This is a genomic window from Frondihabitans sucicola, from assembly GCF_030296615.1.
GTDB classification, from domain to species: domain Bacteria; phylum Actinomycetota; class Actinomycetes; order Actinomycetales; family Microbacteriaceae; genus Frondihabitans; species Frondihabitans sucicola.
Window position 1 is genome coordinate 2,470,853 of sequence record NZ_AP027732.1, and the last position, 13,987, is coordinate 2,484,839.

The 13,987-nt window shown below is 68.5% G+C and carries 10 protein-coding genes and 3 pseudogenes; 8 read left to right on the forward strand and 5 right to left on the reverse strand.

Features of this window, described 5'->3' with window-relative positions; translation table 11 throughout:
- Positions 1-171 precede the first annotated feature (171 nt).
- From QUE79_RS12765 to QUE79_RS12775, 3 genes are all read left to right on the forward strand, one after another.
- Positions 172-663 carry an FHA domain-containing protein gene (locus QUE79_RS12765; protein ID WP_286343443.1) on the forward strand — a complete coding sequence of 164 codons (492 nt, stop codon included), beginning with the start codon at positions 172-174 and terminating at the stop codon, positions 661-663.
- A complete protein-coding gene (gene ftsR / locus QUE79_RS12770) occupies positions 663-1,361 on the forward strand; it encodes a transcriptional regulator FtsR (protein WP_286343444.1) in 699 nt (232 codons plus the stop codon). The genes QUE79_RS12765 and ftsR overlap by 1 nt, the downstream gene beginning before the upstream one ends.
- Positions 1,362-1,650: 289 nt before the next feature.
- Positions 1,651-2,130: a MerR family transcriptional regulator gene (locus tag QUE79_RS12775; protein WP_286346715.1), complete on the forward strand. Its 480-nt coding sequence runs from the start codon at positions 1,651-1,653 to the stop codon at positions 2,128-2,130.
- Positions 2,131-2,269: 139 nt separating this feature from the next.
- Here QUE79_RS12775 and QUE79_RS12780 read toward each other — a convergent pair whose 3' ends face one another.
- Positions 2,270-3,082, reverse strand: coding sequence for a ParA family protein (locus QUE79_RS12780; protein ID WP_286343445.1), 813 nt, complete (start codon positions 3,080-3,082; stop codon positions 2,270-2,272).
- Positions 3,083-3,137: 55 nt separating this feature from the next.
- On the opposite strand from QUE79_RS12780, the gene QUE79_RS12785 reads away from it, so the two are divergent.
- The gene (locus QUE79_RS12785) at positions 3,138-6,536 is read left to right on the forward strand and encodes a pyruvate carboxylase (protein ID WP_286343446.1); all 3,399 of its coding nucleotides are present in this window, start codon (positions 3,138-3,140) and stop codon (positions 6,534-6,536) included.
- 144 nt (positions 6,537-6,680) lie between these two features.
- Positions 6,681-7,172 carry a peptide deformylase gene (locus QUE79_RS12790; protein ID WP_286343447.1) on the forward strand — a complete coding sequence of 164 codons (492 nt, stop codon included), beginning with the start codon at positions 6,681-6,683 and terminating at the stop codon, positions 7,170-7,172.
- Positions 7,173-7,200: 28 nt separating this feature from the next.
- Here QUE79_RS12790 and QUE79_RS12795 read toward each other — a convergent pair whose 3' ends face one another.
- Entirely contained in the window at positions 7,201-8,391 is a 1,191-nt protein-coding gene (locus QUE79_RS12795; RefSeq protein WP_286343448.1) for an AMP-binding protein, read from the reverse strand.
- A pseudogene (locus tag QUE79_RS25580) lies at positions 8,336-8,779 on the reverse strand (AMP-binding protein); the annotation flags it as partial. The pseudogene QUE79_RS25580 and the gene QUE79_RS12795, both read right to left, overlap by 56 nt.
- On the opposite strand from QUE79_RS25580, the pseudogene QUE79_RS12800 reads away from it, so the two are divergent.
- From QUE79_RS12800 to QUE79_RS12810, 3 genes and pseudogenes are all read left to right on the forward strand, one after another.
- Positions 8,757-9,724 (forward strand): annotated as a pseudogene (locus QUE79_RS12800) (ROK family glucokinase). The pseudogenes QUE79_RS25580 and QUE79_RS12800 sit on opposite strands and share 23 nt — an antisense overlap.
- A gap of 52 nt (positions 9,725-9,776) precedes the next feature.
- Complete coding sequence (locus QUE79_RS12805; RefSeq protein ID WP_286343449.1) at positions 9,777-10,466, forward strand: lysophospholipid acyltransferase family protein; 690 nt, start codon at positions 9,777-9,779, stop codon at positions 10,464-10,466.
- A 99-nt stretch (positions 10,467-10,565) separates the two neighbouring features.
- Complete coding sequence (locus QUE79_RS12810) at positions 10,566-11,900, forward strand: class II 3-deoxy-7-phosphoheptulonate synthase (protein WP_286346716.1); 1,335 nt, start codon at positions 10,566-10,568, stop codon at positions 11,898-11,900.
- A 22-nt stretch (positions 11,901-11,922) separates the two neighbouring features.
- On the opposite strand, the gene QUE79_RS26170 is transcribed toward QUE79_RS12810, so the two are convergent.
- On the reverse strand, positions 11,923-12,555 hold the full coding sequence (locus tag QUE79_RS26170) for a PASTA domain-containing protein (RefSeq protein ID WP_434011057.1): 633 nt from the start codon (positions 12,553-12,555) through the stop codon (positions 11,923-11,925).
- Between the two features lie 3 nt (positions 12,556-12,558).
- Positions 12,559-13,922, reverse strand: a pseudogene (gene pknB, locus QUE79_RS26175) (Stk1 family PASTA domain-containing Ser/Thr kinase); the annotation flags it as partial.
- Positions 13,923-13,987 lie beyond the last annotated feature (65 nt).

Genomic DNA, 13,987 nt, shown 5'->3' on the forward strand with positions numbered 1-13,987 from the left:
GCTGGTGGTGACGTAGAACCCATCAAAGGCGGCAAGTCATGGAAATCCCTATGACGACTCTGAGCGCCTGTGGTGAAGAGTGAAATAACCACCTTGGAACACCGCCTTCGACAAATCGGTTCCTAAGGCGGGTAACGATTCCGCTACGCTTGGACGCCACAGGAGGTCACGATGGCAGAGCCAGCCACACCGTCGCACGGGGCGCATGCGAACGGTCACGACGACGCCCGCCACGAGGTCGAGACGACCCTCAGCTTCAACGAGGAGTTCCAGGCTCAACTCGCGGCGCTCGAGGGTGGCGTCTCCGCCGACGAGCGCGAGGCGGTCGGCGCGCTTCCGTCGGGTTCCGCGCTGCTCGTCGTGCGCCGCGGTCCCAACATCGGCGCTCGCTTCCTGCTCGACGCCGATGTCACCGTCGCGGGCCGGCACCCCGATGCGGGCATCTTCCTCGACGACGTCACGGTGAGCCGCCGGCACGCCGAGTTCCATCGGCACGGCACGTCGTTCAGCGTCAAAGACCTCGGGTCGCTCAACGGCACCTACTTCGACGGTGTCCGCATCGACGAAGCCCTTCTCAGCGATGGCGCCGAGGTCCAGGTGGGCAAGTTCCGTCTCACCTTCTACGCGTCACGAGTCGATCTCGCGAACCTGGCGATCAAGTAGTGCCCCGCGCACTGGCCCGGGCGTCCCACGCCCCGGGTTCCTCTGATCTGTTGACCATCGGTCAGGTGCTCGCGCGACTGAAGCCCGAGTTCCCCGATCTGTCGAACTCCAAGCTGCGGTTCCTCGAAGAGCGTCAGTTGGTCACGCCCGTCCGCACCGAGTCCGGGTATCGCAAGTTCTCCGCCGAAGACGTCGAGAGACTCCGTTTCATCCTGGCGCTGCAGCGCGACCACTACCTGCCGCTGAAGGTCATTCGTCAGCACCTCGACGACCTCGACGCCGGCCGTCCCTCGACGCTGCCGAGCGGTGCCGCTCCGTCGTCGATGCTGACCGGTGCTCGCCGCCTGGGTCGCGACGAGCTCATCGCCGAGGCCGGTGCCACGCCCGCGCTGCTCGACGACGCCATCGGCACGTCGCTCGTGCCGGCGGCCGAGTTCTACGGCGACGACCACGTCAAGGTCGTCTCGGCCCTGGTCGAACTGAAGAAGTCGGGCATCGAGCCGCGCCACCTGCGCGCCTTCCGGGCAGCCGCCGAGCGCGAACTTGGCCTCATCGAGAGCGCGGTCGCACCGGTTTCCCGTCGCCGCGACGCGGCCGGCCGTGCCCGCGTCGCCGAACTGGCGCGCGAGATCTCCGACCAGCTCGAAATCGTCCGTTCGAGTCTCATTCGCTCGGCGCTCGGCCGCCTCGACACGTAGACTGCCGTCAGTCACCGAAGACGTTCGTCTCCTGTCGGCGCAATTGCTCGACACGCCGAAATGACGAGTCGAATGTCGCTCGGTACGGCCGGGGTTGTCGGTACCGTTGACCTCGGAACAACCATCAACCCGGTGTTGAACCTTAAGGTTCAGCGGAATCACGGCGGGGATTGGCAGACAGCTTGGAAGGCACGTCATGAGTGAAGCAGGATCCCCCGAGGGAGCCCTCGAGAACGAATCCCGTGCCGCCGTTCCCGCCTACGGCGAAGAGGTCCTCTTCACCGACGGCATGGTCGAACTCGAAGACGACCACGGCTACCGCGGCACCGCCGCCGCGCGGGCCGCCGGCATCAGCTACCGCCAGCTCGACTACTGGGCCCGCACCGGCCTGGTCGAGCCCACCGTCCGCGGCGCCTCCGGCTCCGGCACCCAGCGCCTCTACGGCTTCCGCGACATCCTGGTCCTCAAACTGGTCAAGCGTCTCCTCGACACCGGCATCTCCCTGCAGCAGATCCGCACCGCGGTCAACCAACTTCGCGAGTCGGGCGTCAACGACCTGGCTCAGACCACGCTCATGAGCGACGGCGCCTCCGTCTATCTCTGCACGTCCAACGACGAGGTCATCGACCTCGTGTCGCGCGGCCAGGGCGTCTTCGGCATCGCCGTCGGCAAGGTGCTTCGCGAGGTCGAGCACAGCCTGGTCGAGCTCGACTCGACCCCCGCGGCAGACCCCTCCGACGAACTCGCAGCCCGTCGCCGCGTCGGCTGACACCTTCTGCCTGCACCGTCCGCGGGGCAACTACGCCGCAACGCGTTTTGCGGACAATGCCGCCTGCCGCGGCAAGTGGAATTGTCCGCAAAACGCGTTACGGCAGCGCTCGACGGCGCTGGGGTGAGAGGACCTTCCGCTAGCGGACGGCAGGCTCCGCGTAGTCGCCGATCTTCGCGGTCCGCATGATGCGCTCGAGGAGCTGGTCGAAGTTGCGCGCCATCTCCTGGGCGGACTCGCCGGGCCACACGTGCAGCGGCTTGGCTGCACCCTGCGCCTGCTGGAGCGAGGTGCGCTCGGGCAGCTGGGGCGACAGCACCAGCGGGCCGAACATGTCACGGAGCTCTTTGATGCGGAACTGATGCTCGAGCGACTGCACGCGGGCGCGGTTCACGATGATGCCGAGCGGCTGCAGCCGCGGGGAGAGGCCGCGCCGGATCTCCTCGATGGCGCGAAGGGCGCGATCGGCCGCGGCCACGGAGAACAGCCCGGGCTCGGTGACGACGGTCACGCGGTCGGAGGCCGCCCACGCGGTGCGCGTCAGCGCGTTGAGCGACGGGGCGCAGTCGATGAGGACGAGATCGTAATCGGCCTCGACGTTGGCGAGGGCCTCTTCGAGCTTCCAGATGTCGCGGATCGACGGGTGCGGCCCGTCGAAGTTGATCGCCGACGGGCTGCCGATCATGACGTCGATCTTGCCGGTACGGCCCTTCGTCCAGCCGGAGGGAGCGATGGCCGCGCGGACCGTCTTCTCCTTCGGGGACGCCAGGACGTCCGCGACGTTCAGGTGACCCGCGACGTTGATGTCGAGACCCGTGGAGACGTCGGACTGCGGATCGAGATCGACCACGAGGGTACGAAGACCCTTGGCGAAGGCCGCCGACGTGAGTCCGAGCGTCACGGTCGTCTTGCCGACGCCGCCTTTGAGAGAGCTGACGCTGAGTACATGCACGAAGAAGACGATACCTTCACTACTGTTAAAGCACCTAAAGAAGGGCTCTCCTGTCGTGTTCACAAAGATCCTCGTCGCGAACCGCGGAGAGATCGCGATCCGGGCGTTCCGGGCTGCTTTCGAACTCGGTGCTCGCACCGTCGCCGTGTACCCATGGGAAGACCGCAACTCGATGCACCGGCTCAAGGCCGACGAGGCCTATCAGATCGGCGAGGTCGGACACCCCGTCCGTGCCTATCTGGATGTGCAGGAGATCATCAGGGTCGCGGTCGAGTCCGGGGCCGACGCCATCTACCCCGGATACGGCTTTCTCTCGGAGAACCCCGAGCTCGCCGAGGCCGCGGCGAAGGCCGGCATCACGTTCATCGGTCCCGGGCAGCACGTCCTCGAGATGGCCGGCAACAAGGTCACGGCCAAAGAGATGGCGATCGCCGCCGGGGTCCCCGTGCTCAAATCGACGCCGGCGAGCCGCGACATCGACGAGCTCGTCGCCGGTGCGGCCGAGGTGGGCTTCCCCGTCTTCGCCAAGGCCGTGGCCGGCGGCGGCGGGCGCGGCATGCGGCGCGTCGACGCTCCCGACGACCTTCGCGCGGCTCTCGAAGCAGCCATGCGCGAGGCCGACAGCGCCTTCGGCGACCCCACCATGTTCATCGAGCAGGCCGTCGTCCGCCCGAGGCACATCGAGGTGCAGATCCTGGCCGACTCGACCGGCGAGACCGTGCACCTGTTCGAGCGCGACTGCTCGGTGCAGCGTCGCCACCAGAAGGTCGTCGAGATCGCCCCCGCGCCGAACCTCGACGAGGGCATCCGTCAGGCGATGTACCGCGATGCGATCGCCTTCGCGAAGTCGATCGGCTACGTCAACGCGGGCACCGTCGAGTTCTTGCTCGACACGGCGGGCGAGCGCGCGGGTCAGCACGTCTTCATCGAGATGAATCCGCGCATCCAGGTCGAGCACACCGTGACCGAAGAGGTCACCGACGTCGACCTCGTCCTCTCGCAGATGCGCATCGCGTCCGGACAGACCCTCGCCGAGCTCGGACTCACGCAGCCCGACATCCGGCTTCGCGGCGCCGCCCTCCAGACCCGCATCACGACCGAAGACCCCGCGGCGGGATTCCGCCCCGACACCGGTCGCATCACGACCTACCGCTCGCCGGGCGGTTCGGGCATCCGCCTCGACGGCGGCACGATCAACCCCGGCACCCAGATCAGTCCGCACTTCGACTCGATGCTCGTCAAGATGACGGCGCGCGGGCGCGACTTCCCCGCGGCGGTCACGCGGGCGAAGCGAGGTCTGGCGGAGTTCCGCATCCGCGGCGTGTCCACCAACATCCCGTTCCTCCAGGCCGTTCTCGACGACCCGTCGTTCGCGGCCGGCGACCTCAGCACCGCCTTCATCGAGGAGCGCCCCGAGCTGTTCGAGGGTCACGTGTCGAAAGACCGCGGCACGAAGATCCTCACCTGGCTGGCCGACGTGACCGTCAACCAGCCGAACGGTCGAGGGGAGGGCGCGATCGATCCTGCTCTGAAACTGCCCTCGATCGATCTGAGGGAGCCGGCTCCGGCCGGATCCCGCCAGCGACTGCTCGAACTCGGCCCGAAGGGCTTCGCCTCGGCGCTGCGGCAGCAGACAGCGCTCGCGGTCACCGAGACCACCATGCGCGACGCCCACCAGTCTCTCCTCGCCACCCGGGTGCGGTCGAAAGACCTGCTGGCGGCCGCGCCCTACGTGGCGCGCCTCACGCCCGAGCTCCTGAGCGTCGAGGCCTGGGGCGGCGCGACGTACGACGTCGCTCTGCGCTTCCTCGGCGAGGACCCTTGGCAGCGCCTGGCGAGCCTTCGCGAAGCGTTGCCGAACGTCGCGATCCAGATGCTTCTCCGCGGCCGGAACACCGTCGGCTACACGCCGTACCCGACCGAGGTCACCGACGCCTTCGTCAAGGAGGCAGCAGCCACCGGCGTCGACATCTTCCGGATCTTCGACGCTCTGAACGACGTGTCGCAGATGCGGCCCGCGATCGACTCCGTGCTCGAGACCGGAACGACTGTCGCCGAGGTGGCGCTCTGCTACACCGCCGATCTCCTCGACCCGAACGAGACGCTCTACACCCTCGACTACTACTTGCAGCTTGCCGAGCAGATCGTCGAGGCGGGCGCACACGTCATCGCCATCAAAGACATGGCGGGGCTGTTGCGCGCCGGTGCGGCCGAGAAGCTCGTCACCGCCCTTCGCGAGCGGTTCGACCTTCCCGTCCACGTCCACACGCACGACACCGCCGGCGGCCAGCTCGCGACACTGCTCGCAGCCTCACGCGCGGGGGCCGACGCCGTCGACGTCGCCAGCGCTCCGATGGCGGGCACGACGTCGCAGCCGTCCGCCTCGGCTCTGGTGGCCTCCCTCGTGCACACCGAGCGCGATCCTGGTCTCTCGCTCCGAGCCGTCTCCGACCTCGAGCCGTACTGGGAGGCCGTGCGCCGCGTCTACAAGCCGTTCGAGTCGGGTCTGCCCGGCCCGACCGGTCGCGTGTACAAGCACGAGATCCCCGGCGGCCAGTTGTCGAACCTCCGCCAGCAGGCGATCTCGCTGGGGCTCGGCGACCAGTTCGAGAAGGTCGAAGACTGGTACGCCGCGGCGAACCAGATCCTCGGGCGCCCACCGAAGGTGACGCCGTCGTCGAAGGTGGTCGGCGACCTCGCGCTGCAGCTCGCCGCGGCCGGCGCCGACCCCGGAGACTTCGAGGCCAACCCCGACAAGTACGACATCCCCGACTCCGTCATCGGCTTCATGGCGGGAGAACTGGGCGATCTGCCCGGCGGTTGGCCCGAACCGTTCCGCAGCAAGGTGCTGGCCGGGCGCGACGTCAAGATCGGCGTGGAGCCCGTCGATCCTGCCGATCTGGCCGTTCTCGCCGTCCCGGGTCGCGAGCGTCAGGTGACGCTGAACCGTCTGCTCTTCGCCGGGCCGACCAAGCAGTACCAGCAGGTGGTCGACACCTACGGAGACCTCTCGGTCGTCGCCACGCCCGACTACCTCTACGGCCTGCAGCAGGGCGTGGAGCACACCGTGCCGGTGTCGAAGGGCGTCAATCTCTACATCGGGCTCGAGGCGATCGGCGAGGCCGACGAGAAGGGCGTGCGCACCGTGATGACCACGCTCAACGGTCAGCTGCGCCCGGTCTTCATCCGGGATCGCTCGATCGAGGTGTCGCAGAAGGCCGCCGAGAAGGCCGACCGAACGGCGCCCGGCGAGATCGCCGCACCGTTCTCGGGCGTCGTCACGCTCAAGGTCGCCGTGGGCGACCGGGTCGAGGCCGGCGCCGCGGTGGCGACCATCGAAGCGATGAAGATGGAAGCGGCCATCACCAGCCCCGTCTCGGGGACGGTGGCTCGACTCGCGATCCCGGCGACGCAGCAGGTCGACGCCGGCGACCTCCTGCTCATCGTTCAGTAATTTCGTTCCCTCTCCCGAAATCGAAGGGGATTTTCGCTTGATGCCCGCGTCCAGCCAGTACGCACGGGCGTCTGCCGAAAATCCCCTTCGATTTCGGGTACAGCAGCAGCACGACCATCCCACCTCAGCAACAGGAGTTCCCGCGTGACCGACCGACCCATCCGCCTGTTCGGCGACCCGATCCTGCGCTCACCCTCCGACCCGGTGAAACTGGGCGCTCCCGGCAACGAAGGACTCGTGCACGATCTGATCGACACCGTCACCCTGCCGGGTCGTGCCGGGGTCGCCGCCTGCCAGATCGGTGTCGGCCTGCGCGCCTTCAGCTACAACGTCGACGGCCAGATCGGCTACGTGCTCAACCCCGAGGTCGTCGAGCTGGGCGGCGAGCCCGAGCTCGTCGACGAGGGGTGCCTGTCGGTGCCCGGCTTCTACTTCCCGCGTCTGCGCTACCCGTTCGCGCGGGTCGTCGGCGTCGACCTCGAGGGCAACCGCGTCGAGCTGCAGGGCGAGGGGCTGATGGCCCAGGCGCTCCAGCACGAGACCGACCATCTCGACGGTCAGCTCTACGTGATGGGGCTGGAGCCCGAGGTCAAGCGCGACGCCATGCGGCAGATCCGCGAGAGCGACTGGTTCTAGCGCGGCACTTCCGCGTCGATCCGCTGATTCAGCGTCGATCCAGCCTCTCGTGCGGATCGACGTCGACCGGGTCGATCGACGGAGCGGACTCCGGGAGCGGAGGCTGCGAGAGGGTGACCTCGGAGTCGACGACCGGCGTGAGCACCAGGTCGCGATCGGCCAGCACCAACCGGCCGTCGTCCAGCGTGCCGAACTGGCCTGTCGCCAGCCACCCGTCGTCGCCGGCAGCCTTCACGCCGACCCCGCGAAGCGCGATCGAGCCGTCGCTTCCGACCGCCACCGACACCCCGTCGAGCGGCGCGCCCACGCCACCGACCGGGCGGTCGAAGGGATCGCTCGGGCGCTCCAGCGTCGCCAGGCCCGTCGTGAGGAGGGTGCCGTACCCCTCGAGCGCTCGGACGTCGAGCGAGCGCATGATGTGCCGTAGCCGCGGCGCCAGCGAGGTCTCGTCGGCGATCGATACGACAGTGCGCAACTGCCCGCCCACGGCCTTGCGCAGACCGCGGTAGACCAGCGCGTCAGCCAGAGCGAAGCGCGTCTTGAGGCCGCGCGGCACCGTGCCGGAGCCGACGGCGATCGAGTGGTCGACGGCGACCTCGAGCCCCTGCCGCAGAGCGCTCGCACGCCCCGTCGACTCGGCGCGGTCGTGCGCGGCTTCGTCGATGAGCGCGAGAGCCGCGGGGGAAGCGACCAGAAGGGTCGGGCGGAACGACGCCATCGTCTCGATCAGGCGAGCAGGATCCGACAGGTGGCCGAGTCGGGTGCCGGTGGCGACGGCCACGAGGGTGCTCACGCGGGCGTGCACGTCGGTGGCCGGCAGGATCTGCAGCGTGGAGGCCCCGGCGCCGGTCTCTTCGTCGAGGACGGCGGCGATCGCGAGAGCGCGAGCCGTGAGAGCGCGGTGGCTGACGGTGACCAGCTCGGTGGCCCCGTCGGACGCTGTGCTCTTCAGGATCGCCGCGGCGGTGTCGGCCGTGACCTGTGCCGCGAGATCGTCGAGGGTCGAGTCGGCGACGGAGCGCCCGAGCCCGGCCAGCTTGTCGAGGTCGCCGAGTCCGATCTGCCAGACGTCGGAGACCAGGGGAGGTCGCCGTGCACCTCGTCGATCCGGGCGAAGTCGCGGGGGACTCGACGACGACGGCCTGAACGCGCGCCTCGTCGAGCAGCGCCATGAGATCGGACTGCGAGGCGTCGGCCGAGAGCGGCACGACGGCGACACCGATCGAGGCGGCGGCGAAGTCGATGAGCGTCGCCTCGAAACGGGTGGAGCAGAGCACCGCCAGGGCGTCGCCCGGGTGCAGCTCTGCGGCGAGGAACCCGCGGGCGAGCGAGCGTACGCGATCGTGGAACTCGCCGGCGGTGAGGTCGAACCAGCCGCCGAACGAGTCGGGGATGGCGAAGACGAGGGCATCAGGATCACGAGCGACACTGGCGACCAGAAGATCGGTCGTCGTCGGGTCTTCCGTCGCGGATTCGGCCACGGTCCTCCCCTTTCGAGTCGCTTGCAGGTCCGCCCACTGTACCGAAAGGGGGCGACGCCCCCGTGGACTGCCGCCCGCAGTGTCGACGGTAGAGTGGATGCTCGTGCAGGCCATCGGAATCGACATCGGCGGAACGAAGATCGCTGGCGGCGTGGTCACCGAACTCGGTGAGATCGTCGCGGAGCGTCGCGTGCCGACCCCCACGAGCAGCGACTCCGAAGCCATCGTCACAGCCGTCGTCGCGATGATCCGCGAGCTGCAGGAGATCGCGCCGAAAGACGGCGGTGACGTCGTCGCCGCCGGCGTGGCGGCTCCGGGCTTCATCGATGCCGCCCAGTCGACCGTCTACTACACGCCGAACATCCCGTGGCGGAACGAGCCCCTCCGCGCCCGGTTGAACGCCGAGCTCGACCTCCACATCACGATCGACAACGACGCGAACGCCGCAGGCTGGGCCGAGTTCCGCTTCGGCGCGGGTCGCCTCGCCAGCGACATGACGATGCTGACGATCGGCACGGGCGTCGGCGGCGCCATCGTCACCGAAGACCGGCTCTTCCGCGGCGGTTTCGGCACCGGCGGCGAGCTGGGCCACATGCGGGTCGTCCCCGACGGCCTGCTCTGCGGGTGCGGCGCGCACGGCTGCATCGAGCAGTACGGCTCGGGCCGCGCCCTGCTCCGCATGGCGAACGAGGTGGCGGATCGCGGCGGGGCGACCGGACACGGGCTGGCCGATCTGCGCGCAAGCAAGGGCGAGCTCACGGGTCACGACGTCTCCTCCTCCTGATGGCCGGTGACTCGGGCGCTCTCGAGGCCCTCCGGGAGCTCGGCTCGTGGCTCGGGCAGGCCTGCGCGTCGCTGAGCGTCGTGCTCGACCCGCAGCTTTTCGTCTTCGGCGGCGGGGTGGCGCAGGCGGGCGAGCTGCTTCTCGCTCCCATCCGCGAGGCCTACCTCGATCACCTCCCTGCTCGCGGCTTCCACCCCGAGCCCGACTTCGTCATCGCGGAGCTCGTCAACGACGCCGGTGTCGTCGGCGCGGCCGACCTCGCGCGCGTCCACGCCAAGGCCGTCTGACCGAGACCCGGCGTCCGGTTAGACTTCGACAGCTGACGCGAAGGAGACGCCGTTGTTCTACTGGATCATGAAGACGTTCCTCTTTCGTCCGATCCTGCTCTCCATCTTCCGCCCCTGGGTCGTCGGCAAAGAGAACGTCCCCGACGAGGGCGCCGTCATCTTCGCGAGCAACCACCTGTCGTTCGTCGACTCGGTGTTCCTCCCTCTCGTGCTCGAACGCCGCATCTCGTTCCTCGCGAAAAGCGACTACTTCACCGGGCGTGGCCTGCGCGGCACGTTGACGAAGGTCTTCATGACGGCCACCGGCCAGTTGCCCATCGACCGTTCCGGCGGGAAGGCCTCCGAGGCCTCGCTGCTCACCGGTCTCGGCGTCCTGGCCAAAGGGGAACAGCTCGGTATCTACCCCGAGGGCACCCGGAGCCCCGACGGGCGGCTCTACCGCGGCCGTACCGGTGTCGCCCGGATGATCCTGGAGGGCCGGGTCAAGGTGATCCCGGTCGCCATGATCGACACGCAGAAGGTCATGCTCACCGGCTCCAAGCGTCCGCATCTGCATCGCATCGGAGTGGTCTTCGGCAGCCCGCTCGACTTCAGCCGGTTCGAGGGACTGGAAGGCGATCGGTTCATTCTCCGCTCCATCACCGACGAGATCATGCACGAATTGAACAAGCTCGGTGGGCAGGAATATGTGGACGTCTACGCGTCTTCGGTCAAAGAGAGACGGGCTCTTCTTTCGCGATAAGCTCGCTCTTCGTGGCCGCCCGGCCATGATTTCCGACGTTATCTCGATGAGGACCACGTGCTCCAGACCGATTTCCCAGTCATCTCCGCCGATCCCGATGTGATCGCAGGGCTGGACTATTGGCGCACCCTCCCCATCAAGCAGCAACCCGAGTGGCCGGATCACGCGAGCGTCGAAGCAGCCTCCGCCGAGATCGCCACCTTCCCGCCGCTCGTCTTCGCGGGTGAGGTCGACACGTTGCGCGAGCGGCTGGCCGCGGCCGCGGCGGGCAAGGCGTTCCTGCTCCAGGGCGGAGACTGCGCCGAGACGTTCGCCGACGCCACCGCCGACAACATCCGAAACCGGGTGAAGACGATCCTGCAGATGGCCGTCGTGCTGACCTACGGCGCCTCCGTGCCCGTGATCAAGATGGGGCGCATGGCCGGCCAGTTCGCCAAGCCGCGCTCCAGCGACATGGAGACCCGCGACGGCGTCACCCTGCCGGCCTACCGGGGCGACATCATCAACGGATACGACTTCACGCCCGAGTCGCGCCAGCCGGATCCCGCGCGACTCGTCAAGGGCTACCACACCTCGGCCTCGACGCTGAACCTCATCCGCGCCTTCACGCAGGGCGGGTTCGCCGACCTCCGCCAGGTGCACTCCTGGAACAAGGGCTTCGCGTCGAACCCGGCCAACGTCATGTACGAGCACCTCGCGAAAGAGATCGACAAGGCGGTGCGCTTCATGGAGGCCGCGGGCGCCGACTTCGACGAGATGAAGCGGGCCGAGTTCTACACCTGCCACGAGGCGCTCCTGATGGACTACGAGCGCCCGATGACCCGGATCGACTCGCGCACCGGCACGCCGTACACGCTGTCGAGCCACTTCGTCTGGATCGGGGAGCGCACGCGCGACCTCGACGGCGCCCACGTCGACTTCCTGTCGCGGGTGCGTAATCCGATCGGCGTGAAGCTCGGTCCGACGACGTCGCCCGACGACATGCTGCGCCTGATCGACAAGCTGGACCCCGACCGCGAACCGGGCCGACTGACCTTCGTCACGCGGATGGGCGCCGGCAAGATCCGCGATGCCCTGCCGCCCCTGCTCGAGGCGATCAAGAAGTCGGACGCGACGCCGCTCTGGGTGTCCGATCCGATGCACGGCAACGGGATGACCACGCCGACCGGCTACAAGACGCGCCGCTTCGAGGAGATCGTCGACGAGGTCAAGGGCTTCTTCGAGGCGCATCGCGATGCCGGGACCCACCCGGGTGGCATCCACATCGAGCTCACCGGCGACGACGTCACCGAGTGCCTCGGCGGCTCGGAGCACATCGACGAGGCCACTCTCGCGACGCGCTACGAGAGCCTGTGCGACCCGCGTCTGAACCACATGCAGTCGCTCGAGCTGGCGTTCCTGGTGGCCGAAGAGCTCTCGGCAGCCCAGGCCTGATCGGCTCGCCGGTGCGACCCGCTCAGCCGATGCTGAGCGGGTTGTATTTGAGCGTGATCGTGTCGCCCTTGAACGCGCTCGCCTGACCGGCAGGATCCTGCGTCGACACCGTCAGCAGGTTCTTCCAGCCGACTGCGGCGACGGCCTTGCAGGCGAACGTCGTGCAGTCTTTGTAGGTCACCTTGAGCCCGAGGTTCTGCAGGGTCTTCTCGGCGTTCGCGACGGTCTTGCCGGTCACGTCGGGCACGGTGATCGGTGTCGGGCCCTTCGACACGACGAGATCGATCGTCGAGCCGGAGACGACGGCGCCGTCGCCCGACGCCCCCTGCCGGATCACGTTGCCGTTGGCGACCGAGTCGCTGTACTCACTGCTCGACTCGACGCCCTTCAGTCCCACGCCGGTGAGGGTCGCCTGCGCGGCGGACAGCGACTGGCCGGTGACGTCGGGGATCGGACCGAGCGAGACCGTGAGCGTGATCGGCCGACGTTCGGGGTAGGTCGTGGCCGTGCCGAGGTCGACGGTGCTGCCAGCGGTGTTCTTGCCGGCGACGGAGAGCACGACGCCTTTCGCGTGTGAATCGAACCGGTAGCTCGACTCGCCGACGCTGAACTTCGACAGCGCCTTCTTGGCGGCGTCTTCCTGTTGGCCGACCACCTTGGGCAGAGGCAGGATCCGGGGCCCCTGCGAGACCACGAGCTGGACGGCTGATCCCTTGTGCACGGTGGCACCGCCGCGGGGTTTCGTGCCGGTGACCTGACCGGCGGCGACGACCGCGTCGTACGTCTTGGCCTGCGTGGCGGAGACCGTGAATCCGTCGGCCTTCAATCGGGCCGTGGCGTCGGCGACGCTGGTGTTCGAGACGGTCGGAACCGACGCCTGGGCGCCGGGGCCGGTGCTGAACCAGGTCGCCGCTCCGCCGACGACCAGAGCGAGGACGATGACCACCACGAGCCACACGAAGCCGCGCTTTCGCCGCGCTGCCGCCTTGCGGCCGAGGGCCTGCGCGTTGCTCGAGCCGGTGGGCGTGATGGGACCGGTGCGGTGCCGGGCCTTCTGGAGGACCATCGTCTCGCCGGTCGAGCCGATGACGCCGGTCGCCGCGGTCGTTCCCTGCCCGGCTGCCGGCGGAACCGGAGCCATGGCGCGGGGGAGCACCATCGTCTTCGAGGTTCCGGCCGTGGCGTCGCCGCGCTGCAGGTCGTAGAGGTGCTCGAGCATGGCTCTGGCGTCGCGCGGGCGCTGCTCGGGGTCGCGAGCGGTCGCCCAGAGGACGAGCTCGTCGAGCTCGGGCGGCACGCGCGGGTTGACCGCCGAGGGCATCGGCACCGTGTCGTTCGCGTGCTGATACGCGATCTGCATCGGCTGGTCGCCCTTGTAGGGCTGCTCGCCCGTCAGCATCTCGTAGAGCATGATGCCGAGCGCGTAGATGTCGCTGCGCGTGTCGGCGATGCCGCGGGTGACGAGTTCGGGGAGAGGTAGGCGATCGTGCCGAGGAGTGCCGCCCCGGTCGCGGTGTTGGCGCTGGCCGCTCTCGCGAGCCCGAAGTCGCCGATCTTGATGCGGCCGTCGTCGGCGAGGAGGACGTTCTCGGGTTTGAGGTCGCGGTGGACGATCCCCGACTTGTGGGCGGCCGCGAGCCCCGCGAGCACGGCCTCGAGGATGTCGGTCGCCTGGTCGGGAGTCAGCACCTTGTGCTCCTGCAGCAGCTCGCGGAGCGTGATGCCGGGAAGGTATTCCATCACCAGGTAGGCCGACTCGTCGTCCTGCCCCTGGTCGAAGACGTTGACGACGTTCGGATGCGCGAGGCGCGCGGCCGAGCGGGCCTCCTGGATGAACCGTTCTTTGAAGTTCTCGTCGTCCGCGAGGTGGCCGTGCATGATCTTGACGGCGACGGGGCGTTCGAGCCGGAGGTCGGAGGCGAGGTAGACCGTCGCCATGCCGCCGCGGGCGATGCGTGAGCGGACCTGGTATCGGCCGTCGATGAGCCGGCCGATCATCGGGTCAGTCTGGTTGGCGCTCACCCGACGAATTTTACGGTCGCGGGGCCGAGAGGTCGCCCGGACTCACCGGGCCGCACCAAACCGTT

Bases quoted from the DNA above. Each gene is read 5' to 3' on its own strand.
- QUE79_RS12765 (WP_286343443.1), top strand. From the start codon at position 172: ATGGCAGAGCCAGCCACACCGTCGCACGGGGCGCATGCGAACGGTCAC.
- QUE79_RS12775 (WP_286346715.1), top strand. From the start codon at position 1,651: ATGGTCGAACTCGAAGACGACCACGGCTACCGCGGCACCGCCGCCGCG.